22 protein-coding genes and 1 pseudogene are annotated in these 23,690 nt (G+C 71.5%); 2 read left to right on the plus strand and 21 right to left on the minus strand.

Annotation, left to right across the window (positions count from 1 at the left end):
• Window positions 1–68 precede the first annotated feature (68 nt).
• Both tsf and rpsB read right to left on the minus strand, forming a co-directional pair.
• Window positions 69–905: a translation elongation factor Ts gene (gene tsf, locus CG747_RS00415; protein WP_100599561.1), complete on the minus strand. Its 837-nt coding sequence runs from the start codon at window positions 903–905 to the stop codon at window positions 69–71.
• Between the two features lie 109 nt (window positions 906–1,014).
• The gene (gene rpsB, locus CG747_RS00420; RefSeq protein WP_100599562.1) at window positions 1,015–1,905 is read right to left on the minus strand and encodes a 30S ribosomal protein S2; all 891 of its coding nucleotides are present in this window, start codon (window positions 1,903–1,905) and stop codon (window positions 1,015–1,017) included.
• A gap of 457 nt (window positions 1,906–2,362) precedes the next feature.
• Between rpsB and CG747_RS00425 the strand changes: the two genes are divergently transcribed.
• Window positions 2,363–3,457 carry a murein hydrolase activator EnvC gene (locus CG747_RS00425; RefSeq protein ID WP_100599563.1) on the plus strand — a complete coding sequence of 365 codons (1,095 nt, stop codon included), beginning with the start codon at window positions 2,363–2,365 and terminating at the stop codon, window positions 3,455–3,457.
• A gap of 35 nt (window positions 3,458–3,492) precedes the next feature.
• Here the strand turns inward: CG747_RS00425 and CG747_RS00430 are convergent, their stop codons facing one another.
• The 17 genes and pseudogenes from CG747_RS00430 to CG747_RS00515 all read right to left on the minus strand — a co-directional run bounded on the left by CG747_RS00430 (window position 3,493) and on the right by CG747_RS00515 (window position 17,992).
• A complete protein-coding gene (locus CG747_RS00430) occupies window positions 3,493–4,032 on the minus strand; it encodes a TetR/AcrR family transcriptional regulator (RefSeq protein ID WP_180985360.1) in 540 nt (179 codons plus the stop codon).
• Window positions 4,033–4,425: 393 nt separating this feature from the next.
• Window positions 4,426–5,262, minus strand: coding sequence for an RNA polymerase sigma factor WhiG (gene whiG / locus CG747_RS00435; protein WP_100599565.1), 837 nt, complete (start codon window positions 5,260–5,262; stop codon window positions 4,426–4,428).
• 374 nt (window positions 5,263–5,636) lie between these two features.
• The gene (dprA, locus tag CG747_RS00440) at window positions 5,637–7,079 is read right to left on the minus strand and encodes a DNA-processing protein DprA (RefSeq protein WP_374701722.1); all 1,443 of its coding nucleotides are present in this window, start codon (window positions 7,077–7,079) and stop codon (window positions 5,637–5,639) included.
• Window positions 7,080–7,363: 284 nt separating this feature from the next.
• Window positions 7,364–8,962 (minus strand): annotated as a pseudogene (locus CG747_RS00445) (YifB family Mg chelatase-like AAA ATPase); the annotation flags it as partial.
• On the minus strand, window positions 8,962–9,282 hold the full coding sequence (locus tag CG747_RS00450) for a YraN family protein (protein ID WP_100600039.1): 321 nt from the start codon (window positions 9,280–9,282) through the stop codon (window positions 8,962–8,964). The pseudogene CG747_RS00445 and the gene CG747_RS00450, both read right to left, overlap by 1 nt.
• A 674-nt stretch (window positions 9,283–9,956) precedes the next feature.
• Window positions 9,957–10,265: a DUF2469 domain-containing protein gene (locus tag CG747_RS00460; RefSeq protein ID WP_003980220.1), complete on the minus strand. Its 309-nt coding sequence runs from the start codon at window positions 10,263–10,265 to the stop codon at window positions 9,957–9,959.
• Window positions 10,266–10,303: 38 nt separating this feature from the next.
• Complete coding sequence (locus CG747_RS00465) at window positions 10,304–10,819, minus strand: NUDIX hydrolase (protein WP_100600040.1); 516 nt, start codon at window positions 10,817–10,819, stop codon at window positions 10,304–10,306.
• Window positions 10,820–10,937: 118 nt separating this feature from the next.
• The gene (gene lepB, locus CG747_RS00470) at window positions 10,938–11,666 is read right to left on the minus strand and encodes a signal peptidase I (protein WP_100599569.1); all 729 of its coding nucleotides are present in this window, start codon (window positions 11,664–11,666) and stop codon (window positions 10,938–10,940) included.
• A gap of 54 nt (window positions 11,667–11,720) precedes the next feature.
• Complete coding sequence (gene lepB, locus CG747_RS00475; protein WP_374701723.1) at window positions 11,721–12,494, minus strand: signal peptidase I; 774 nt, start codon at window positions 12,492–12,494, stop codon at window positions 11,721–11,723.
• Between the two features lie 130 nt (window positions 12,495–12,624).
• The gene (gene lepB / locus CG747_RS00480) at window positions 12,625–13,680 is read right to left on the minus strand and encodes a signal peptidase I (protein ID WP_100599570.1); all 1,056 of its coding nucleotides are present in this window, start codon (window positions 13,678–13,680) and stop codon (window positions 12,625–12,627) included.
• Window positions 13,673–14,437, minus strand: a complete 765-nt coding sequence (gene lepB, locus CG747_RS00485; protein WP_100599571.1) for a signal peptidase I — start codon at window positions 14,435–14,437, stop codon at window positions 13,673–13,675. Before lepB (CG747_RS00485) ends, lepB (CG747_RS00480) begins: the two co-directional genes overlap by 8 nt.
• Window positions 14,438–14,533: 96 nt before the next feature.
• Window positions 14,534–14,881 (minus strand): 50S ribosomal protein L19, encoded by a 348-nt coding sequence (gene rplS / locus CG747_RS00490; protein ID WP_100599572.1) that lies wholly within the window; start codon window positions 14,879–14,881, stop codon window positions 14,534–14,536.
• A 134-nt stretch (window positions 14,882–15,015) separates the two neighbouring features.
• Entirely contained in the window at window positions 15,016–15,825 is an 810-nt protein-coding gene (gene trmD, locus CG747_RS00495; RefSeq protein WP_100599573.1) for a tRNA (guanosine(37)-N1)-methyltransferase TrmD, read from the minus strand.
• Entirely contained in the window at window positions 15,825–16,370 is a 546-nt protein-coding gene (gene rimM / locus CG747_RS00500) for a ribosome maturation factor RimM (protein ID WP_100599574.1), read from the minus strand. The genes trmD and rimM overlap by 1 nt, the downstream gene beginning before the upstream one ends.
• A gap of 193 nt (window positions 16,371–16,563) precedes the next feature.
• Window positions 16,564–16,803, minus strand: coding sequence for an RNA-binding protein (locus CG747_RS00505; RefSeq protein WP_003980229.1), 240 nt, complete (start codon window positions 16,801–16,803; stop codon window positions 16,564–16,566).
• A 2-nt stretch (window positions 16,804–16,805) separates the two neighbouring features.
• The gene (rpsP, locus tag CG747_RS00510; protein WP_100599575.1) at window positions 16,806–17,246 is read right to left on the minus strand and encodes a 30S ribosomal protein S16; all 441 of its coding nucleotides are present in this window, start codon (window positions 17,244–17,246) and stop codon (window positions 16,806–16,808) included.
• A 155-nt stretch (window positions 17,247–17,401) separates the two neighbouring features.
• Window positions 17,402–17,992, minus strand: coding sequence for a hypothetical protein (locus CG747_RS00515; protein WP_039632402.1), 591 nt, complete (start codon window positions 17,990–17,992; stop codon window positions 17,402–17,404).
• Between the two features lie 556 nt (window positions 17,993–18,548).
• Between CG747_RS00515 and CG747_RS00520 the strand changes: the two genes are divergently transcribed.
• The gene (locus CG747_RS00520; protein WP_100599576.1) at window positions 18,549–19,397 is read left to right on the plus strand and encodes a methyltransferase domain-containing protein; all 849 of its coding nucleotides are present in this window, start codon (window positions 18,549–18,551) and stop codon (window positions 19,395–19,397) included.
• A gap of 82 nt (window positions 19,398–19,479) precedes the next feature.
• On the opposite strand, the gene ffh is transcribed toward CG747_RS00520, so the two are convergent.
• On the minus strand, window positions 19,480–21,030 hold the full coding sequence (ffh, locus tag CG747_RS00525) for a signal recognition particle protein (protein WP_100599577.1): 1,551 nt from the start codon (window positions 21,028–21,030) through the stop codon (window positions 19,480–19,482).
• A gap of 144 nt (window positions 21,031–21,174) precedes the next feature.
• The gene (locus tag CG747_RS00530; RefSeq protein WP_100599578.1) at window positions 21,175–23,679 is read right to left on the minus strand and encodes a [protein-PII] uridylyltransferase; all 2,505 of its coding nucleotides are present in this window, start codon (window positions 23,677–23,679) and stop codon (window positions 21,175–21,177) included.
• Window positions 23,680–23,690 lie beyond the last annotated feature (11 nt).

Below are 23,690 nucleotides of genomic sequence, written 5' to 3' on the forward strand. Positions count from 1 at the left end.
ACCGATGAGCGGCCGACTGCGTACGACCCTAGCGGGGCCGTAAGTCATTCGCTGCCTTCGCGGCAGGCTCAGATGCCGACCTTGATGCGCGAGAAGCGCTTCAGGGTGACACCGGCCTCCTGGAGGACCTTCTCGACGGACTTCTTGTTGTCGAGCGCGTACGGCTGACCGAGCAGCGTCGCGTCCTTGAAGAAGCCGTTGAGGCGACCCTCGACGATCTTCGGCAGTGCGGCCTCGGGCTTGCCCTCGGCGCGGGTGGTCTCCTCGGCGACGCGACGCTCGGCCTCGACGACCTCGGCCGGGACGTCCTCCTTGGAGAGGAACTTCGGGGCGAACGCGGCGATGTGCTGCGCAATGCCCTTGGCGATCTCGGCGTTCTCCTTGTCGAGCTCGACGAGGACACCGATCTGCGGCGGCAGGTCAGGCATGGTGCGGTGCATGTACGCCGTCACGTAACCGCCGGAGAACTGCGCGAAGCGGTCCAGGACGATCTTCTCGCCGAGGTTCGCGTTGGCCTCGTCGACGAACGCCTGGACGGTCTTGCCGGCCTCGATCTCGGAGGCGAGCAGGGCCTCGATGTCGGCGGGGCTGGTCTTGGCGACGTGCGCGGCCAGGGCGTTGGCGACGGACTGGAACTTCTCGCCCTTGGCGACGAAGTCCGTCTCGCACTTCAGCTCGAGGATGATGCCGGAGGTGTTGTCGTCGGCGATCAGGGAGACCACAGCGCCGTTCTCGGCGGAGCGGCCCTCGCGCTTGGCGACGCCCTTCTGACCCTTGACGCGCAGGACCTCGACGGCCTTGTCGACGTGGCCCTCGGCCTCTTCCAGGGCCTTCTTGCAGTCCATCATGCCGGCGCCGGTGAGCTCGCGGAGCTTCTTGACGTCAGCGGCGGTGTAGTTCGCCATGGTCTGTGAATCTCTTCTCGGAATCGCGGAAGTCGAAAGATCTACGGGTGGACGGCGGGGGAGGCGCTTGTGGCACTCTCCCCCGCCGTCATCAACCGGTCTTGAGAGGTCAGCCCTGCTCGGCCGGCTTCTCGGCCTCAGCGGCCGGAGCCTCGGCCTCGGCAGCCGGCTTCTCGGCCTCGGCGGCCGGAGCCTCGGCCTTGGCGGCCTCGTCGTCGGACTTCTTGTCGCCCTCGAGCAGGTCGCGCTCCCACTCGGCCAGCGGCTCACCGGCCTTCTCGCCCGGCTTCTGGTCGCCGGTGGCGGCACCGGAACGGGCGATCAGGCCCTCGGCGACGGCGTCGGCGATGACGCGGGTGAGCAGGGTGACGGAGCGGATCGCGTCGTCGTTACCCGGGATCTTGTAGTCGACCTCGTCCGGGTCGCAGTTGGTGTCGAGGATCGCGACAACCGGGATGTTGAGCTTGCGCGCCTCACCGACGGCGATGTGCTCCTTCTTGGTGTCCACGATCCAGACGGCGCTGGGCACCTTCTGCATCTCGCGGATACCACCGAGGGTCTTCTCCAGCTTGGCCTTCTCGCGGGAGAGGACCAGGAGCTCCTTCTTGGTGAGGCCGGAGGCGGCCACGTCCTCGAAGTCGATCTGCTCGAGCTCCTTGAGGCGCTGCAGACGCTTGTAGACGGTCGAGAAGTTGGTCAGCATGCCGCCGAGCCAGCGCTGGTTCACGTAGGGCATGCCCACGCGGGTCGCCTGCTCGGCAATGGCCTCCTGGGCCTGCTTCTTCGTACCGACGAACATCACCGAGCCGCCGTGGGCGACGGTCTCCTTGACGAACTCGTAGGCGCGGTCGATGTACGACAGCGACTGGAGCAGGTCGATGATGTAGATGCCGTTGCGCTCGGTGAAGATGAAGCGCTTCATCTTCGGGTTCCAGCGGCGGGTCTGGTGCCCGAAGTGGACGCCGCTCTCAAGCAGCTCCCGCATCGTAACGACGGCCATGGCCGTACTCCTTGTTTCTCGGTTCCACTACGACCGGCCGGCCGCAGTGCCTGACGCCCCGACGCGCCTGCCAGGGGAGGAACCGGGTGGAACCTTCCGAGGACCGAGAGCGCGGCCGACGTGCTGCCCGAACGGGACTGATGCACTGGTGGCGGGGCGTGCGAAGTCGACCCGGTGACCCGGATCGCCATCAGAAGTGTACGGGACGGGCGATGCACCGGGCGACACGCACCATTTCGCGCCCCTGCCGGGTGACGCCGTTATCCACAAGCGGCCCGTCATCCACAGCTTTTGACCAAGATCCCCGCCCCTGTTCCGCATCCGCCATGGTCAATACATGCGACGACTCACCGGCCGCACCGAGCGGCGATCCCGGCACCCCCTCCCCACACCCTCTCCGTCCCCACGACAGCACCCCATCGGCCCGCGAGGTTCCGCCCCGACGCGGCAGCAGTACATGCGGCAAGGCCACCGGACCGCACCGGTCACCCGACGTCCCTACGTGCAGCGCGCAGGTCCGCGACACCCCCTGGGCCGACGCCACGGACCACCGGCAAGCCCGACGGACCGAACGACACCGAATCGGACGGTCCCGGAGCGGGCACCTTCCGTAGCGCGGGACCGCCGAGGAAAGCGGCATCCACTCCCCGCGTTCGCCCTGCTCGCCGTGTGCGCCCTGTCCACCGTGCCGACAGTGGGAGTGATCGGCGCGGCAAGCCCCGCCGAGGCTTCATCCCCATACGGCGGGGCGGCACGGGCCACCGGCGCAGCAACTCCGGCACCGGAGGGCACCTGGCCCGTCGACGGCCCTGGCGGGACACGGCCCGCGGTGTTGCGCGGTTGGGAACCCCCGCCGGCACCCTGGGCTGCGGGGCACCGGGGCGTAGACCTCGCAGCGACCGACGGCTCCGTCGTCAAAGCCGCCACCCCCGGACAGGTCACGTTCACCGGCACCGTCGCCGGCCGTGGCGTCCTCACTATCGAAGTGGCCCACTCGGGCCATCCGCCCTCACGCACGACATACGAACCAGTCCGCGCCACCTCTCACAAAGGCCAGCACATCACCGCCGGCCAACCCGTCGGCGTACTGGAGCACGGGCCGTATCACTGCCGCGCCCCGTGCCTCCACTGGGGCCTGCGGCGCGGCACGACGTACCTGAACCCCCTGTCACTGCTGCCGCCGACCGCACTCCGCATCGGCCACTCACGACTGCTCCCGGTATTCGGCATCCCCGAGACGACACCAATCCCGGAACTTGGACCAGACCGTCCACATCGCGAGCAACCAGTGCCAACGACTCACACAGCGAAGGACGCATCGACAGGCACCACGGCCACAACCCTGCTCGGTGCGGTAGCACTCACCAGCACCGCACTGTGGGCATTCGGACGCCTCCGCCAAGGGGCAGGGGAGCCGAGCACAGCCAGGCGGCGTAGCTCTGGCCCATGGGCTGCGAGCCGGAAGAGACAGCTGGGCCGCAGATGGCGCGGCGGCAACCACGAAGAACGGCACACGTGTGAGGGGGAGGCGATGCCTACACAAACGACGTGACCGAGTACGGCCGGTTCGGCCGACCCCCTACCGGATCAGCCACGCACCCCGTTGAGGGCCATCGCCACTGCTGCCTCGGTGATGTCGTCCGGGTTTTCGGCGGCGCCGAGTTCGATGCGTCGTACCGCGGCGTCCACGACCCCCTGGAGCAACATCGCGGCGAGGCGGGGCTGGGTGTGGCCGAGGGCGGCCAACGCCTCCACGATCATGGCGATCAGTCCGCCGTGCGCGGCGCGGATCTTCTCCCGGGCGCCGGCGTCCAGTTCCCCGGCGGAGATCGCGACGACCGCGCGGTGGCGGCGGTCGCCGACCAGTGCCAGCTGCCGGCGCACATAGGCTTCGACCTTCGCCTCGGGCGACTCGGCGCCGTCCATGGCGGCCTCGACCTCCGCGGCCCATACGGGGAAGTCGACGACGCACAATTCTTCGACGACGGCCGCCCGGGAGCGGAAGTACTCGTATACGGACGAACGCGCAAGCCCCGTCCGTTCGGCGAGGGCAGGGAAGGTCAGCGCCTCCGTTCCGCCTTCGGACAGCAAGGTACGGGCGGCGTCCAAGAGGGCGCCGCGCTGCATCGTCCGGTGCTCGGCCACCGAGGCCGCTCGAATCCTGGGCACGCCACCACTCTACGGATGGCCTCATCGCCGTGGCACGCCGCATCGCGACACGAATCGGCGCCGATGCGCCCGCCGGCGCCCGGTTGACCTGCCGGCCTCGGGCCGCAACCGACCGCATAGGCAGGCAACCAGCGGTCCCCCCTGCGCCCCACCACCCCATCTCTCCCGCCCACGGGCCACGGGCCAATCGGCCGCCATCAGCCTGAGGGCCCACACCGGTCCGGTGGCCCGACCGTCCGCGAACCTGGCGATCCAGGAACCCGGCGACCCGGGAACCCGATCACCCCTCGCGTGGCCCGGCACCTCTCCCGTCCACCGCCGGCCAACTCTGCGCCACACAGGCCCCGGCTCTCAGCGCCCCACGTCCGCCAGTTTCGCGCGGAGCTGGAGTACGGACTTGGTGTGGATCTGGCTGACCCTGCTCTCGGTCACGCCGAGCACATTGCCGATCTCGGCGAGGGTGAGGCCCTCGTAGTAGTAGAGGGTGACCACGGTCTTCTCGCGGTCGGGCAGGGTGTTGATGGCGCGTGCCAGCAGCCGCCGCAGTTCGCGGTCCTCGGCGATCTCGACGGGGTTCTCGGCGGCGGTGTCCTCCAGGGTGTCCATCAGGCTGAGGCGTTCACCGCCCTCGCCACTGACGTGGAGGAGTTCTTCCAGCGCCACGACGTTCGCCAGGGACAGCTGGCTGAAGACGCCGTGGAGCTCCTCCAGTGGGATGCCCATCTCGCCGGCGACCTCCGCCTCGGTCGGCGTGCGGCGCAGCTGCGCTTCGAGGGTGGCGTAGGCGCGTTCCACGGCCCGGGCCTTCTGCCGTACGGATCGGGGGATCCAGTCCAGGGCGCGCAGTTCGTCGATCATTGCGCCGCGGATGCGGGTGATGGCGTACGTCTCGAACTTGATGGAGCGTTCGGGCTCGAACTTCTCGATGGCGTCGATGAGTCCGAAGACGCCGGAGGAGACGAAGTCGGCCTGCTCGACGTTGGGCGGCAGTCCGACGCTGACACGGCCGGCGACGTATTTGACCAGCGGCGAGTAGTGCAGGATCAGCTGTTCCCGCAGGCGTCCGTCACCTGACGCCTTGTAGGAGCGCCACAGCTCGTCGACCGAGGTGGGCGGGGCGGGGCGCACGCTGCCGCGCGCGGCGGGTGGTACGGCCGCGCGGTCAGACCCGGAGGTGTGCTGGGGCATTCGTCGCCTTGAGCCGTTCTGCCGAGACGGGGGTGGGTGGGTGTGTGAGGCTTGAACTGTCGTGAGCGTAGCGTGACCGCGGCGTCGCGGTGTGCGAGGAAGGCAGGTTGGGTGTGCGCAGATACGTTCCGCTGCCCGCACCCCAGGGTTACTTCGCGCGACACGACGGCACTCGGAAGGAGTGCCGGAGACGCGTTCGCCGGCGCCGCATTCCTGGAGGGCGGCGCGGGCGGTCGTGGTGTCGTGGCGGGCGGGAACCCGCGCGTGCGCTGGGCCGCGTCGTCGACGCCCAACAGGCCGGCCGCACGCACCGAAGCACGGCAAATCTGGATTCTGCGGTCATTCCCCTCACCCTTTCACCCGTTCGCGCCAGGTCAAGTACCGCCTCGCCGGGAACCTCCGGTCGAGTTGACCCGTCGCACCAACTCCCAGCGCGCACCGCACCTTTGAACGAATCCGAGGGCCTGGAGCTCAAAGAGCTTGCCGCGGGTGAGATCGCGGGGTGTGCCCGACTCCCGGGCCAGGTGGTCGGGATCCGCGCCGCCGCGTGCGGGGAGCGCTTCGAGTACGCGGCGGGCGACGGGGTCCAGCAGGTCGCGGGCGAGGGTCGGGCCGCGACGCTCGGGGGCGAGGTCGCCGATGCTGCCGACGAGTTCGATGACCTCGTCGGCGTCGGTGACCACCGTCGCCTCGCCGCGCAGGAGTTGGTGCACTCCGGCGGACAGTCCGCTGGTGACCGGACCTGGCATGCCCATCGTGTAGCGCCCGAGGGCCAGCGCGCGCCGTGCGGTGACCAGTGAACCGCTGCGGAGTTCGGCTTCCACGACCACCGTGCCGCGGGTGAGGGCGGCGATGACGCGGTTGCGCTGGACGAACCGGCTGCGGGTGGGATGATCACCCGGCGGCAACTCAGCCACCACCAGCCCCTGTTCGGCGATGCGGTCGATCAACTCGGTGTGTCCGCGCGGGTAGGAGTGGTCGACTCCGGAGGCGAGTACGGCGATGGTGGGGCCGTCCGCGGCGAGTGCACCGCGGTGGGCTGCGCCGTCGATGCCGTACGCGGCTCCGGAGACGATGGTCCAGCCGCGGTCGGCGAGTCCGGCGCCGAGGGTGGTGGCGAGGTGGGCGCCGTAGTCGGTGCAGGCGCGTGCTCCGACAACAGCCACTGAGCGCAGGGCCCAGATCCGTAGGTTGGCCCGGCCGCGTACCCACAGGCCGATGGGGCGGGCGTCGCCGAGGTCGTCCAGTTGGCCGGGCCATTCGTCGTCGCCCGGGCAGAGGAAGCGGCCGCCGAGCGCGGTCACTGCGGCGAGGTCGGCGGCGGGGCGGGCCCGCGCGGCGCGCAGCCGGAGTCCCGCGATCTTGGTCGGGCTGGCGCCGACGGGCGGGGGTGCATCGTCTTGGGACAGTGCGTGCCAGAGGGCCACCGGGCCCATCTGACGTAGCCAACGGCCGGCGGTTTCGTCGCCGGGTTCGAGGATGCGGGTGAGTGCAGCGCGGGCTGCTCGTTGCGGTTCGTAGGTGTCGTGTGCCGGGTGCGCTGCGTGTGCCCGGTGGGCGGCGGGGCGTTTTCGGGCTGGGGTGGACGTTGTGGTTGGTGTGCCGGTGGGACGGCGAGGCCCCGTGAAGGCGCGGTGGGTAGGGCAGTGGCCACGGGGCTCCGCCCCCGATGCCGTGCTCGGATTCACCCCCTCTCCCGATCCCGGGTCCGTCCCGGCTTCCGCTTCGGATCCCGGCTCCGGTCCGTGCTCCGGCCAGGGCTCCGGTTCGCGCCCCGCTCCGTGCGTGACAAAGCCCCATTCGTAGATGGTGTTCATCGTTCGCCTCGGCTCTCCACAGGGTGGACGAGCGCGACGCGTGGGCGGGGGTCCGGTGTCTTCCGGAGCGTCTCCCCCAGTCCGCTCACCGCCGGTGTTCCGGCCGTGGTCGCTGCCGTCCCCGTCCGCTCCGTCCCTGCCTCGGATTCCTCTTCCGTCCCCGCTTCCGGCGCCCCGTCGTGCCCTGCTCCCGCCCGTGCGGCGGCTCTCGCTTGTGTGCTCGGCCCCATCGGCGCGACGATGCCCGCTGCGCTCCCCGTGCCTCGGCCTCCTCCCGCTGTCGATCCGGTCGTCACCGCGCCGCGTCGTACCCCCGTACGGAGTTCCAGGGCCCAGTTGACGTCCTCCTTCGTCGGGCGATCACGACCGGCGAGGTCGGCGGCTGTCCAGGCGACGCGGAGGACACGGTCGAGGCCGCGGGCTGTCAGGAGCCCGCATTCCAGGTCGCGTTCGGCTTGGGCGAGGGCGCCGAGTTGCACAGGCCAGCGGGTGCGCAGTTCGTGGCCCGGTACCTCGCTGTTGGTCTGCCAGGGCGTGTCGATGAGGCGGGCCGCGGCGCGTTGGCGGGCGGCGCGGACGCGTTCGGCGACGGTGGCGGTGGATTCGGCACCGCGGCCGAGTGTGATGAGTTCGGAGCGGGCGACCGGTTCCACGGCGATCCGCAGGTCCACCCGGTCCATCAACGGCCCGGAGAGCCGGGCGCGATAGCGGCGGATCGAGGAGGGGCGGCATTCGCAGCCGCCTGCGGTGGTGCCGTGCCGCCCGCACGAGCACGGGTTGGCCGCGAGGGCGAGCAGAAAGCGGGCGGGCATCCGCATCATGCCGCCGGCGCGAGCCACGACGACGTGGCCGGATTCGAGTGGTTGGCGTAGGGCATCCAGGACGCGTGGGCTGCATTCGGCGGCTTCGTCGAGGAAGAGCACGCCGTGGTGGGCGAGCGAGACGGCTCCTGGGCGGGGCAGGCCGGTTCCACCGCCGACCAGAGAGGCCATGGTCGCCGAGTGGTGCGGGGAGCAGTAGGTCGGGCGGTGGACCAGGGGCTGTCCTGGTGGGAGGGTACCGGCGACCGAGTGGACGGCGGTGACCTCCAGGGATTCCTTGGGCGTCAAGGGCGGCAGCAGTCCGGGGAGCCGTTCGGCGAGCATGGTCTTGCCGGCCCCGGGTGGGCCCTTGAAAAAGATGTGGTGGCGTCCGGCGGCGGCCACTTCCAGGGCGCGCCGGGCGTTGTGCTGGCCCGCGACGTCGGCGAGGTCGGGGGTGTGGTCGCCCGGTGGCAGGCCCGCGGTGATGCCGGTGCCGGGCATGGCGAGGCCGGTCAGGAGCGGGTCGGGGCGGCCTTCGTCGAGGGGGTTCTCCTCTTCGGGGACCGGTTCGTCGGCGAGGACGGCGATGAGTTGCCGCAGGCTGCGGACGCCGAGGACGGAGACGCTGGGGACGAGTGAGGCTTCGGCGACGGTCTGTTCCGGTACGACGACCTGGCGGTATCCGGCATCGGCGGCGGCGAGTACGGCGGGCAGTACGCCGCGGACGGGGCGGACGCGGCCGTCGAGGCCGAGTTCGCCGATCATCATCAGGTCGGTGAGCTCGCGGGGGTCGAGTCGTTCGGCGGCGCCGAGGACGGCGCAGGCCACGGCGAGGTCGAAGCCGCTGCCGCTCTTGGGGACGGATGCGGGGCTGAGGCCGACGGTGAGTTTCTTCTGCGGCCATTCGGCGCCGGAATTGACCAGGGCCGCGCGGACGCGGTCCTTGGACTCGACCAGGCTCTTGTCGGGGAGCCCGACGAGTGTGAACGCGGCCACGCCGGGTTCCAGGTCGGCTTGGACTTCGACGACGACTCCTTCGACGCCTACGAGCGCGACGGAGCAGGTGCGGGCGAATCCCATCACGCCACCCCCTTTGCGTGTTCGACCACGGGGGCGCCGCGGGCGGGCAGCAGGACGCCGATGACGTCGATGCGGACGCCGCCGGGCGGTGGCCCGCCGTGCCGTTCCAGCCAGCGTTCGGCGAGGAGGCGCAGCCGGGCGGTCTTCTCGGCTCGGACTGCCGCCATGGGGTGTTCGTACCAGCCTGCTCGGCGGGTCTTGACCTCGCAGACGACCAGGGTGTCGCCGTCGGCGGCGACGATGTCGATTTCTCCGTCGCGGCAGCGCCAGTTGCGGTGGAGGATCCTCATCCCGGCTTCGGTGAGCCGTCGAACGGCCAGGTCCTCGCCGTAGCGGCCGAGGGCGTTGCGGGATGTCGCGGGTGGGGCGGGGTGCCGTGTTTTCGCTGGTTGTGCTGTTGGGGTAGGCCGCGCCGCGCCCGCCCTGCGCGCGGCTCGTGGAGGCCCCTCGGCCACCGTCGGGGGCCGGTCCCCGGGCCGCCTTCCCCGCCTACGGTTCCCCGCCCCGGGCCCACTGCTCATGGCCCCGACATCACCGCCCGCGGCCCGTGGACCACGGCGCTCGGTCCCCGGCTCACGATTCTCGGCCCGTGGCCCAAGGCTCTCCGCCCCCGGCTCACGGTTCTCGGCCCGTGAGCCACGGCTCTCGGCTTCCGGTCCACGGTGCGGGGCCTCTGCCCCACGGGCGCCCCTGCCTGACCCGGGGTTCCGCTCCCCTGCCCCGCCTTTGCGGTTCGTGCGGGTGGGGTCGCCGTCGTCCGGCGCGTGCTTCCCGGTGCGTGCTGCGTCCACGGCCTGGCGGCTGGTGTGTGTGGCGTTCATGCGGTACCACCTCCGGCACCGACTCTGACGCCCCCGCACAGATCTATTGGATCTTGGTGGATAACCGCTTGGTTGTGGATAACTCCGTCACCCGTCAGGGCGACGCACAACACCGTCCGGGCAGCCGCCAGTGACAGCGGCCCGGACGCCGACGACCGGCCCGCAGAAGATCCTCAGCTACCCGGAAGATCCAGATCGCTCTTGTTCAGCTCTTCGATGTTCACGTCCTTGAACGTGAGCACTCTCACCTGCTTGACGAACCGGGCTGGCCGGTACATGTCCCAGACCCAAGCGTCGGCCATCGAGACCTCGAAGAACACTTCACCCTGGACCGAGTGCACCTGCATCTCGTAGTCATTGGTGAGGTAGAAGCGACGCTCGGTCTCGATCACGTATTTGAACAGCCCGACGACGTCGCGGTACTCCCGGTAGAGCTTCAGCTCCATCTCGGTCTCGTACTTTTCGAGGTCCTCGGCGCTCATGGCAGATCCCCTTCAGCCGTGCGTCCCCCTATTGTGCGTCAGACCCTCTCGGTCTCCAGGAGCACCGGCGCACTAGGGGGCCCTACGTCGAGCAGTGTGCGCAGCAGCTCGGCGAGTCTGGTCGGATACACCGTCTCATGCGACGCCGACAGTTCCTCCGAGGTCCACCACTTCAGTCCCGAGACGCTGCGTCGTTCCAGGTCCGTGTGACCGGCGGTGTCGGTGGCGGTCCGGTCCGTCCGGGCCAGGTAGTACCACTCGTCCTGCTCCCAGCGTCGCCCGTCGAAAGGGAAGGCGCAGCGGCGCTTCCACAGGAGGGGACCGAGGGTGGCCCCGGTGATGCCGGTCTCCTCGGCGAGTTCGCGCAGGGCGGCGTCTTCTCGGGTCTCGGTGCCCTCCAAACCGCCGCCGGGGGTGAACCACCAGGTTTCGGCCGGACGGTCCGGTTCGAAGCCGTGCAGCAGCAGGATCCGGTCATCCGGGTCGAGCAGCACGACCCGGGACACCTTGCGCACCGCCGTGGTCTGCCCGGCCACCGCGGCCGGCACGGTCACAGCGCTCACCTGGACCGCAGCGGCCTCGCCGGCACCCTGGCCCACAACCTCGCCGCCACCCTCAGACTGCCCCCGTCCCCGCCCGCCTTCCTGCCACGACTCCTGCCGATGCTCCCGCTCACCCACGTCCACGCCCCTTCCGCCGTGCGATCGGCCCGTAGGCCGCGCCCCCCAGGATGAGTACAGCACCGGCGACGACCGCGAGGACGAGGGGCTGGAGCGGTCCCGGCTGCGAGGTACCGCCGGGGAGCGCGGCGAAGCTCGCGGGGCGCTGGAGCATGCCGACGCCGTCGAGCGGCCAGGCGCGGGCGTCGACCCGGGCGGCGACGGCGTTGCGCGGTACGGAGCCGTGGTCGCCGTCGGTGAGGTGGACGCGGGAGTCGAGGGAGTCGTTGCGGTGATCGCCGAGGAGGAAGAGCTGGCCGGTGGGGACGGCGGCCTTGAAGCCGATGGGCGAGGCGGGGCCTTCGCTGTGGAGGTACGGCTCCTCGATGGGGATTCCGTTGACCGTCAGCAGGCCCTTCTTGGTGCAGCAGGCGACCGTGTCGCCGCCGACGCCGACGACCCGCTTGACCATCGGCAGGTCGCCCCAGGTGGCGTCCTTGAAGACGACGATGTCGCCGCGGCGTATCTCGGAGCCGCTCACCTTCTCCGCCATGACCCGGGCGCCCGCGGCGATGGTGGGCGACATGGAGTCGGTCGGCACCGTGTACGGGCGGTAGAGCAGCGCTCCCCAGACGAATCCGCCGAGGAACAGCACACAGCCGACGGCCACGGCCAGACCGGACAGAACACTGCCCGTGGTCCGGCCGCGGCCGTCCGTCATACGTTCCGTACTGCTGCTCATCCCAGCGCTCCCGCCCCGCGGGACGGGCCCGCGTCGAAGATCCGGGACGGCACCTTACCTGGGGTTACGCGCTGCGGTCAGCCTCCGGCGACGCCAGATCACGAGCGGGGCCGCGCCGACCAGGCCCAGTGCGGCCGGGGCCGTCCCCATCGCCTTGTTGATGCCGGGCTGGTCGAAGGTGTCCGGTACGGGGAGGGTCGACCAGCGGTTGATCGGCCAGGCGATGGTGAAGGCGCGGCCGACGACCTCGTCCTCGGAGACCGTGCCGTTGCCCGGGAGGTTCTGGTGGTACCGGGAGTCGAGGGAGTCGTCCCGGTGGTCGCCCATCACCCAGATCCGCCCCTTGGGGACGTGGATCGGGCCGAACGGGCGGTCGCCGCAGGCGGTGGCGCCGGGGAAGACGTAGGAATCTTCCTTGAGGGCCTTGCCGTTGACCTTGACGGGGCCGGTGCCCTGGCATTCGACGGTGTCGCCGCCGACCGCGATGACCCGCTTGATCAGGTCCTTCTCCTCGGCCGAGGGCATCAGGCCGATGAAGCTGAGGACCTTCTGGACGGGGTTGGGCTGCGGGGTGGGCGTCTCGTTGAGCCAGCCGCCCGGGTCGTGGAAGACGACGACCTCGCCGCGCTGCGGCTTGGCGCCGAACCACGGCGTCAGCTTGTCGACCAGCACCCGGTCCCCGCGCTGGAGGGTGTCCTGCATGGAGTCGGACGGGATGGAGAACGCCTGCACCAGGAACGTCTTGATCAGCAGGGCGAGGAGCAGGGCGATGCCGATGAGGATCGGCAGTTCCTTCCAGAAGGCACGCGGCTTCTTGCCTTTGGTCACGCTGCCGGTCGCCTCCTCGTCGGCTGCTGCGTCCGACGGCTTCGATAGATCGGTGCGCGGCCGGCCGGGTGCGGACCCGTCCGGCTGCGCCTGTGGCTGGTGTACGGAACTCGTCGCCTGCCGCGCGGACTCACCGCGCCCCGCGGGCTCTTCGGGCTCTTCGGTTCCGGACCGCGCGCCGACCGCCAAGTCCCCCACATCTGCTCCTCACTCCGCGCTCTCGCCCGCCCGTCAACCGGTGCAGGCCCACCACTCCCATAACGAGCGGGAGTTCCGCAGGGGTCGGGAGTACGGTCAAACTCTCGGATGACACCCTATGCGCTGCACCCGCCGCCGACGCCTTCGCGCCCGGCGCGTCGCGCACGGTGGCGAAGGTGTCGGGCTCCTTGAGGAACTGCCAGTGGCTGAACGGCCAGGCGATGAGCACGGCCCGGCCCACGACGTTGTCCTCCGAGACCGTGCCGCGGTACGGCTCGTCCAGGTGGTAGCGCGAGTCCGCCGAGTTGGAGCGGTGGTCGCCCATGACGAAGATCCGTCCGGTGGGGACGTTCACCGTGAACTTCAGCTCGGAGGGCGGGTTTCCGGGGTGCACGTACGGCTCGGTGAGCGGGGTGCCGTTGACCGTGACCCGGCCCTTGGTGTCGCAGCAGCGGACGGTGTCGCCGCCGACCGCCACCACACGCTTGATCAGGTCCTGCTCGTTGGCGGACGGCAGCAGCCCGATGAAGGTCAGGACGTCGTTGATCGGGCCGGAGCCCCCGGTGGACTGGTTCTGCTCGCCCTTGAGCCAGCCGCCGGGGTCCTTGAAGACGACGACGTCACCGCGGTGCGGCTTGGCGCCGAACCACGGGGTGAGCTTGTCGACCAGCACCCGGTCGCCGATCTTGATGGTCTGTTCCATGGAGCCGGACGGGATCACGAACGCCTGGACCAGGAAGGTCTTCAGGACCAGCGCGATGGCCAGCGCCACCCCGACGAGGATCGGGATTTCCTTGAGGTAGGAGCGGCGTCTGCGGCGCTTGATGCGCTGGGCCTGGCGGCGCCGCTCGGCCCGCCCACCGGTCGCCGGCCGGGAGCCCTGCGCACCGTCGGCCTCTTCTGCCTCTTCTGCCCCACCGGTGCCGGCGTACGTCCCGTCGTCGGGAGTGTCCTCGCGCCCGTGGCGGGGGCGTCCACGGTTACCCACGGGGGCCTGCCGGTGCCGGTATACGGGCGAGGGCTCCGGGGGTGCTGATGGTGCTCCAGCGGTCGAACGGCCAACTGATCAGGTCGGCGCGGCCGATGACCCGGTCGACCGGGACGGTCCCACCACCGGGCTCACCGAGGTGGTCGCGGGAGTCGCTGGACCGGGCGCGGTGGTCCCCCATGACCCAGAGCCGGCCCTTCGGCACCACGATGTCGAAGGGGACGGCGGAGGGCGCGTCCCCGGGATGGAGATAACCCTCGGTCACCGGCACTCCGTTCACGTTGATCCGCCCCTGTTTGTCGCAGCAGGTCACATGGTCCCCGCCGACGCCGATGACGCGCTTGACGTAGTCGGTGTCGTCGGACCGGGCCAGGCCCAGTGCCGCGCCGGCTTTGCGCAGCAGTCCCGTGACGGGATTCTCCCCCTGCTCCCTGTGAACGAAAGATCCCGTGCCGTCGAAGACGACGACGTCGCCCCGCTGCGGGGTGGCGCCGAAGCGGTACGCCAGCTTGTTCACCAGGACCCGGTCACCGACCCGCAGGGTGTTCTCCATGGAAGTGCTGGGGATCAGGAACGGCTGCGCCACGAAGGTGCTGAGCAGGAACAGGAAGGCCAGACAGAGCACGAAGAGGGTGACCGGCCGGTACCGCAGCTGCGCCACCACAGCCCGGAAACGCGCGGAGCGCGACCGCCGTTCCGACCCCTGTGCGGGGTCGGAAGCGGGGTCGCGCTCCGTGAGTTGTGCGTCGGTGTCCATGGGGCCCAGAGCCTATCCGGCCGGGCCCGGACGCCGGTCGCCAGCGTGGCCTCGCGGTGCACCGGGGCGGTTTCCCGCGGCCCGGTGCGGCGCGGCTCAGCGCTCGCGCTTCTCCTTGATCTTGGCGGCCTTGCCGCGCAGCTCGCGGAGGTAGTACAGCTTGGCGCGACGGACGTCACCGCGGGTGACGACCTCGATCTTCTCGACGATCGGGGTGTGCACGGGGAAGGTGCGCTCCACGCCGACCGAGAAGCTGACCTTGCGGACCGAGAAGGTCTCGCGCACGCCGGAGCCCTGGCGGCGGATGACAACGCCCTTGAACTGCTGCACACGGGAGCGGTTGCCCTCGATGACGCGGACGTGGACGTTGACGGTGTCACCCGGGCGGAAGGCCGGGATGTCGCTGCGCAGCGCTGCGGAGTCGACGGAGTCGAGAAGGTTCATGACCCACTGCTTTCTTCGCTGATGCCACAGGTCATCAGCGGAATCATCGGAAAAGTTGGTTCGCTGTCGGAGTCGCCGGGCGGACGTCGTTCCCCCTGTGGCAGGGGCGCACGCCGGACGCAGTCAGCAGCGGCTCATTCTTCCACGGACTGACTCGTCCGCCCAAATCGGCCGTCCTCGCGCCGCGCCCAGCCCAGTGCGGCCAGGATTTCCCGGTCCTTCTTGTCGAAGGCGGCGGGGTCCGCGCGCTCGATCAGATCGGGGCGGTTGCGGTCGGTGCGGCGGAACGCCTCGTCGCGGCGCCAGCGGGCGATCTTGCCGTGGTGGCCGCTGAGCAGCACGTCGGGGATGGTGCGGTCGCGCCACTCGGGGGGCTTGGTGTAGACGGGGCCTTCCAGGAGGTCGGCCATCGCCCCGGGGGCGAAGGAGTCGTCCTGGTGGGAGGCGGCGTTGCCGAGGACGCCGGGCAGGAGCCGGGCCACCGCCTCGACCATGACCAGGACCGGGGCCTCGCCGCCGGCCAGCACGTAGTCGCCGATGGAGACCTCGCGGACGTCCAGGCGGTCGCCGTACTCCTCGATGACGCGGCGGTCGATGCCTTCGTAGCGGGCCGGGGTGAACACCAGCCAGGGCTTGCCGGAGAGTTCGACGGCGAGTTCCTGGGTGAAGGGGACGCCGCTGGGAGTGGGGACGACGAGGACGGGGGCGCCTTCGCCGGACGCCAGGACCTCGTCGAGCGCCTCGCCCCACGGCTCGGGCTTCATGACCATGCCGGGGCCGCCGCCGTAGGGGGTGTCGTCGACGGTGTTGTGCTTGTCGTGGGTCCACTCCCGCAGATCGTGGATGCGGACGTCGAGCTGTCCGCGGGCGCGGGCCTTGCCGACCAGCGAGACGTTCAGCGGTTCGAGGTATTCGGGGAAGATCGTGACGATGTCGAGCCGCATCAGTTGTCCTCGCGGCTGGAGGCGATCTCGGCCTGGCCCTCGTCAAGGAGTCCGGGCGGCGGGTCGATGACCGCGCGCTGCTCTTCCAGGTCGATCTCGGGCACGATCTCCGTGACGAACGGGATCATGACCTCGCCGCCCTCGGGGCGGGCGACGATCAGCAGGTCCTGGTAGGGCAGGTGGGAGACCTCGGTGATCCGGCCGACGGCGGTGCCGTCGCGGGTGACGACGTCGAGGTCGATCAGCTGGTGGTCGTAGAACTCCTCGGGGTCCTCGGGGAGTTCCTCGGGGTCGACCTCGGCGATCAGCAGGGTGTTGCGGAGCGCCTCGGCGGCGGTGCGGTCGGCGACGCCCTCGAAGCGCAGCAGCAGCCGGCCGCTGTGCACCCGGCCGGTGGCGATGGTCAGCGGCCCGACGGAGGACGGGTCGGTGGCGAGGACGGCGCCCGGGGCGAGCCGGAGCTCCGGTTCGTCGGTGCGCACCTCTACGGTGACCTCGCCCTTGATGCCGTGGGCGCGGCCGATCCGGGCGACTACCAGCTGCACTGTGCTCCTCTTTGCGGCTAAACCGCCGCCGCTTTCGCGGACGGGGTGGAGGAACGCCGGGGTTCCTCAAGGGTGACGGCGGTGGGTCCCATGGGGTGTGGAACCGACGGGGCCGTGGTTCCACGGTGGCATACGAGCACGGGCCGGGGACGACCGTGAGGCCCTCCCCGGCCCGAGCCGGTGTTCAACTTGATCAGCGAACTTGGTCGACGTCGACGAGGTCGACGCGGATGCCCCGGCCGCCGATGGCGCCGACGACGGTCCGCAGCGCGCGGGCGGTCCGGCCGTTGCGGCCGATCACCTTGCCGAGGTCGTCGGGGTGGACCCGGACCTCCAGCACCCGCCCGCGACGCAGGGTGCGCGAGGCTACCTGCACGTCATCGGGGTTGTCGACGATGCCCTTGACGAGGTGCTCAAGGGCCTCCTCAAGCACGCTCAGTCCTCGGAGGACTCAGAGGTGGACTCGGCCGCGGCCTCGTCCGCCTTCTTGTCGGCCTTCTTCGCCTTCGGGGTGATGGCCTCACCCTTCGGCTCGTCACCGGAAGCCTTGGCGGCGGCCTCGAAGAGGGCGCGCTTGTCGGCCTTCGGCTCGGCGACCTTCATCGGCGCCGGGGCCGGCAGACCCTTGAACTTCTGCCAGTCGCCGGTGACCTTGAGGATGGCCAGAACGGGCTCGGTCGGCTGGGCGCCGACGCTCAGCCAGTACTGCGCACGCTCCGAGTCGACCTCGATGCGGGAGGGGTTCTGCACCGGGTGGTACAGGCCGATCTCCTCGATGGCGCGACCGTCCCGGCGGGTGCGGGAGTCGGCGACGACGATGCGGTAGTGAGGCGAGCGGATCTTGCCCAGACGCTTCAGCTTGATCTTGACTGCCACTGGAGTGGTGTCTCCTGGTCTTGACGTGGTGGGGCACAACGAGATGCCACGTGGGGTTGCGGTACTCGGGGCCCCGATGGACGCGTCAGCCGGAGGAGAGAGGGGTCCTGTGCGACTGTCGAGTACAGCTGGCAATTGTGCCACACGCCCGGAGGTCAGCCGACCGCGGCCACCTCGGGGATCCGGAAGGGCTTCCCGCAGCCGCCGCAGACGATCGGTGCCTGGGCCAGTACGGACGGGACCACCCGGACGTTGCGCCCGCAGTCGCAGACGGCCTTGACGCGGACGCCGCCTCCGGAGGAGCCGTGCCGGGCGGCCGGGCCGCGGAAGCTGCGGGTGGTGTCGGTGGCGGTGGCGGCACTGTGGGCCTTGAGGGCTCTGGTGAGCCGCTCGATGGTGGGGCGGTAGCGCCGTCTCGCCTCGGGGTTGAGTGTGACCAGGGAGAAGCCGCTGCTGGGGTGCGGCTCGTCGGTGTGGTCCAGGCCCAGCTCCTCGGCGATCGCCAGGAACCGGCGGTTGTGGTAGCGGCCTGCCCGGGAGGTGTCGCGGATGCCGCGGGCGGCGGCGATGCCGTGGACTGCCTCGTGGAGCAGCCGTTCGAAGGAGAGTTCGGCGCCGCAGGCGGACGAGGACTCTCCGATCAGGGACTCGGGCGCGGCCAGGTCCGGCAGCTCGGGGTGGTGCCGTTGAATGTCGGCCCACGCGAGCGCCAGCTCGGCGGCGAGAACAGGCGGTGTCGTGCTCACGTCGTGACAACGAGCCGGAGTCGCCCAGTGTTCCGATTCCGGGGCATCCCAAATAATTTGCACGTACCGGTCAGTTTCTGGGCATGCGGCGTGGCCCGTACGCGGTGCGCCGATCTGCGGAGAAGACGCCCGCGGGCGGCAAGCCGGTACGTAGGGCGCATACCCCCGCGTACACCGCATGGCGTAAACCGCCGCACACCGGGGTGCGTGGCGTGCCGCGATGTTACCGGCGGTACGAAATGCTGCGGACGTCGGCCCCGCCCCTCCACCGTAGGGCAGCGGCGACACGCGGCCGTCGGCGGGGATCCCGCAGCCGGCGCGCCGGGCGGCGGGCACTGCCGTGGCGGGACCGCACTCCCCAAGGCACCCTGGAACGGCGCTCCGGGAGCACAGGGGCCGGCGCACACAGGGGCGCGCGGGAGCCAAACCCGGCGCACCCTCTGGACGGCCGGTCGGAAGCGCAGTTGTCTGGATCGCGGGGGCGCACAACGCTCGGAAACACGGGGGCGGACAGTACTGATTAGCTTCGGGTTCTCGGCGAATAGGGGCGCTATCGATGTCTCCCACGCTCGTGCGGCACCAGCTTCCGAACACCGGGACCGGGCACGCCGACGGCTCGGCCGCACCGGTCGGCACCCGCGCCCGCGACTGGGCGGAGATCCAGGAACGGATGCTGGTGCCCCTCTACGAAGCCGCGTACGACCGGCTGGGGGTCGGCCCCGGCACCCGGCTGCTGGGTCTGGGCTGCGGGTCCGGGCTGGCGCTGCTGCTCGCGGCGGCGCGCGGGGCGCAGGTCAGCGGTGTGGACGCGGACGAGTGCCGGCTGGAGCTGGCGCGCGAGCGGCTCACGCCGGACGGGATGCCGGAGGTCACCCGGCTGGTCAGCGGCGGACTGGCCGATGCGGCGCCCAAGGACGCGGCGTTCACCGTGATCACGGCGTTCCATCCGGTGGGCTGCGGCGGCGCCGAGGAGGTGACCGGGGCGCTGGCCTCGGCGGCGGCGCTGGCCGAGCGCGGCAGTGCGGTGGTGCTGGGCGGCTGGGGCCCGGTGGAGCGGTGTGCGGCGGCCGGGGTGCTGCGGGTGGCGGAGCGGCTGGCCGCCCGGACGGCGGGCTTCGGCGCGGGCTGGCGGCCGGCCGGGCGGGACGACCTGGAGGAGTTGGCGGACCGGGCGGGGCTGCGGCCCGACGGGTCGGGGCGGGTGGCCTGCCCGTTCGGGTACGCGGACATGGCGAGCGCGGTGCGCGGGATGCTGTCGACCGGGCTGTTCGACGCGGCGCTGGAGGTGGCCGGGCCGCGGCAGGTGGAGAAGGAGCTGGCCGAGGCGCTCCATCCGTATCAGCGGGCGGACGGAACGGTCTGGATGGCGAACGTCTTCCGTTATCTGATCGCGCGGACCCGCTAGCCGGAGCCGGTGCGCAACGGCCGAGCCCCCGACCGCCCAGAGGCGGTCGGGGGCTCGGTCGTCGGTGCCGCGAGGGCGCCGTTCAGTTCATGAACTTCTTGAACTCCTCGGGGAGTTCGAAGTTCTGCGGTTCCTGGCCGCCCTGCGGCAGGCCGAGCGGGTTGCCGGCCGCGGCCGCCTCACGGCGCGCCACCGCGGCCTCCTCGTCGGCCTTGCGCTTCATCGGGTTGCCGCTCTTGCGCTTGCCCTTGGCCTGCTTGATCTGCTTCTTCTTCCGGCCGGCGCCGCCCCCCATGCCGGGGATGCCGGGCATACCGGGCATGCCGCCGCCCTGCGCCATCCGCGACATCATCTTGCGCGCGTCGAAGAACCGCTCGACGAGGTTCTTGACGGTGCTGACGTCGACACCGGAACCCCGGGCGATACGGGCCCGGCGCGACCCGTTGATGATCGTCGGGTCCTGGCGCTCGGCCGGCGTCATCGACTTGATGATGGCGGCCGTGCGGTCGACCTCGCGCTCGTCGAGGTTGTTGATCTGGTCCTTCATCTGCGCCATGCCGGGCAGCATGCCGAGCAGCTTGGAGATGGAGCCCATCTTGCGGACCTGCTCCATCTGGGCCAGGAAGTCGTCGAGCGTGAACTCCTTGGGGCCCTTCGCCAGCTTGGCCGCCATCTTCTCGGCCTCTTGCTGGCTGAAGGTCTGCTCGGCCTTCTCGATGAGCGAGAGCATGTCGCCCATGCCGAGGATGCGGGACGCCATGCGGTCCGGGTGGAACGCGTCGAAGTCGTCCAGCTTCTCGCCGTTGGAGGCGAACATGATCTGCTTGCCGGTGACGTGCGCGATGGAGAGCGCGGCACCACCGCGGGCGTCGCCGTCCAGCTTGGAGAGGACCACGCCGTCGAAGCCCACGCCGTCGCGGAACGCCTCGGCGGTGTTGACCGCGTCCTGGCCGATCATGGCGTCGACGACGAAGAGGACCTCGTCCGGGCTGACCGCGTCCCGGATGTCCGCGGCCTGCTGCATCATCTCGGTGTCGATGCCGAGGCGGCCGGCGGTGTCGACGACGACGACGTCGAACTGCTTGGCACGGGCGTACTCGATCGAGTCCTTGGCGACCTGGACCGGGTCGCCGACGCCGTTGCCCGGCTCGGGGCCGTAGAACGCGACGCCGGCGCGCTCGGAGACGACCTGGAGCTGGTTGACGGCGTTGGGGCGCTGGAGGTCGCAGGCGACCAGCAGCGGGGCGTGGCCCTGGCTCTTGAGCCAGCGGCCGAGCTTGCCGGCGAGGGTGGTCTTACCGGCACCCTGGAGGCCGGCGAGCATGATCACCGTCGGGGGCTGCTTGGCGAAGCGGAGGCGCCGGGTCTCGCCGCCGAGGATGCCGATGAGCTCCTCGTTGACGATCTTGATGATCTGCTGGGCCGGGTTCAGCGCCTGGCTGACCTCGGAGCCGAGCCCGCGCTCCTTGACCTGCTTGATGAAGGCACGGACGACCGGCAGGGCGACGTCGGCTTCCAGCAGGGCGATCCGGATCTCGCGGGCGGTGGCGTCGATGTCCGCCTCGCTCAGGCGGCCCTTGCCCCGGAGGTTTTTGAAAGTACTCGCCAAGCGGTCGGAAAGCGTATCGAACACGGCGGTCGTCGATCCTCGGGGTCGGGGGCTATGGTCCAGTCGGCTTCTAGGGTATCCGGCCACGCAAGCGTCTCTGCCGTGGCCCGCTCCCGCCGGGTGCGACGGGCGCCGCCGGGGGCGCCCCGGAGCGCGGCGCGCCCGGCACTACCGGAGCGCGGTCTCGACCGTCTCGGCCACCTTGTGGGCCACCGGGTCGGGCAGCGGTGCCCCGTCCGGTCCCGTGACGTAGAAGGCGTCCACGGCATTTGCGCCCAGCGTACTGATGTGGGCGCTGCGCACGCGGACCCCGGCCGCGTCCAGGGCCCGCCCGATCCGGTGCAGCAGTCCGTGCGCGTCCTGGGCGCGGACCTCGATGACGGTGGCGGTGCGGGAGCTGCCGGCGGCGACGGTGACGCGGGGCGGCGGGGCCGGGACGGTGCGGGAGCGGCGGGCGTAGGCGCGTTCGCGTTCGGCGAGCCGACCGGGGACGTCCAGGGAACCGTCCAGGGCGCGGATCAGGTCGGCGCGGAGCCGGCCGGCCTCGGGCAGCGAGCCGTATGCGGCGGCGACCCGCCAGCTCAGCAGCAGCACCGGGCCCTGGCCTACGGGGTCGAGGGTGCGCAGGTCGGCGGCGCGGACGGTGAGGCGGTGCAGGGCCAGTACGCCGGCGGCGGCGGGCAGCACGCCGGGCTGGTCGGGGACGGCGATGAGGAGCTCCACGCCGACCGGTTCCAGGGTGGTGGCCCCGGTGGCGTCGGCGGTGCCGTCCGCAGTGCCGGGCGGGCCGGCCTCGGGGCGGGTGCGGAGCGTCAGCACCGGGCCGCCGGTGCGGCCGGCCTCGACGGCGAGGCGCTCCTGTTCGGCGGTGGGGGCGTCGGTGCCGCGGGGGTCCGGCGCGGGCTGCCCGGCGAGCCGGTCGGCGACGCGCTGGACGAGGGCGGCGACGAGGCCGGCGCGCCAGGAGCTCCAGGCGGCGGGCCCGGTGGCGAGCGCGTCGGCCTCGGTGAGGGCGTGCAGCAGTTCCAGGGTGCCGGGGCTGCCGACGGCGTCGGCGACCGCGCCGACGGTCTCCGGGTCGTCCAGGTCGCGCCGGGTGGCGGTCTCGATGAGCAGGAGGTGGTGCCGGACGAGGGTGGCGATCACCGCGGTGTCGCCGGGGCCGAAGCCGAGCCGGGCGGCCGTGTCGCGGGCGATGGTCTCGCCGGCCACCGCGTGGTCGCCGGGCCAGCCCTTGCCGATGTCGTGCAGCAGAGCGGCGACCAGCAGCAGGTCGGGCCGGTGGACGCGGCGGGTCAGCGCGGCGGCGCGGACCGCGGTCTCGACCAGGTGGCGGTCCACGGTCCAGGTGTGCACGGGGTTGCGCTGGGGGCGGCAGCGGACGCGTTCCCAGTCGGGCAGGAGGCGGGCGATGACGCCCTCGGCCTCCAGGGCCTCCCATACGGGCACGGTGGGCGCGCCCGCGCCCAGGAGGGTGACCAGTTCCTCGCGGGCCTCGGCCGGCCAGGGCACCGGCAGCGGTGCGTCGGCGCAGCGGCGGATCGCGTGGGTGGCCAGCGGCAGTCCGGCCTGGGCGGCGGCGGCCGCGGCGCGCAGCAGCAGGACGGGATCCCGTTCGGGGCGGGCGGTGCGGGCCAGTACCGCCTCGCCGTCGAGTTCGACGACGCCGTCGGCGAGCGGTGAGCGTTCGCCGCGGCCGGCGGTGCGGCCGGGCAGCAGTCCGCGCAGCACCGGTTTGACGGACCGGGCGCGCAGCACCCGGCCGACCTCGCGCCAGGTGACGTCGGCGGCGTAGGCGATGGTGCGGGCGGATTCGTAGGTGCGGCGCAGCAGGGCGTCCGCGTCGAGCAGGCCGAGGGCGTCGGCGACCTGGTCCTGTTCCTGGAGGGAGAGCCGGTCGGTGGCGCGCCCGGTGGTGAGGTGGAGGGCGTCACGGGTGTCGAGGAGCCGGGTGCGGGCGGCCTCCAGTCCGCCGCGGGGGGCGTCGGCGAGCCAGGAGGCGGCGATGGCGCGGAGTGCGGTGGCGTCCCGCAGGCCGCCGTGCGCTTCCTTGAGGTCGGGTTCGAGGAGGTACTGGAGTTCGCCCTGGCGGGCGGCGCGCTCCTGGCAGAGTTCGCGGAGTTCGGGCAGCCGCCTGGGGGCGCCCTCCCGCCAGTCGGCGTAGGCGGCGGTGCGGACCGCGGCGGTCAGCTCGGGGTCCCCGGCGACGTGGCGGGCGTCCAGCAGGCCCAGCTGCACCTTGAGGTCGTCGCGGGCGGCGCGGCGGGCTTCGGCGGGGGTGCGGACGGAGTGGTCGAGGTCCAGGCCGAGGTCCCAGACGGGGTACCAGAGGCGGTCGGCGAAGGCGGCGAGGTCGGCGGTGGCGGCGCGGCCGTCGTGCAGCAGGACGAGGTCGAGGTCGCTGCGGGGGGAGAGTTCGCCGCGGCCGTAGCCGCCGACGGCGACCAGTGCGGTGCCGGGGGCGGCACGGCCGCGGGCCGCGGTCGCCCCGGCCAGCAGGGCGGCGAGCCAGTCGTCGGTGAGCCCGGCGAGGGCGGCGCGGCGGTCGGGGCCGGTGGGGGCTTCGGCGCCGGGGGCCTGGAGGAGCCGCAGCCGGGCGGCGGGGTAGCCGCCGCCCGGGGCGTCTCCCGGGACGGCGGCGGGGTCTGCGGTGTGCTCGGGGCTCTCGGTCAACTCAAGCTCTC

Source organism: Streptomyces sp. CB02959 (genome assembly GCF_002803155.1).
In the GTDB taxonomy this organism is placed as follows: domain Bacteria; phylum Actinomycetota; class Actinomycetes; order Streptomycetales; family Streptomycetaceae; genus Streptomyces.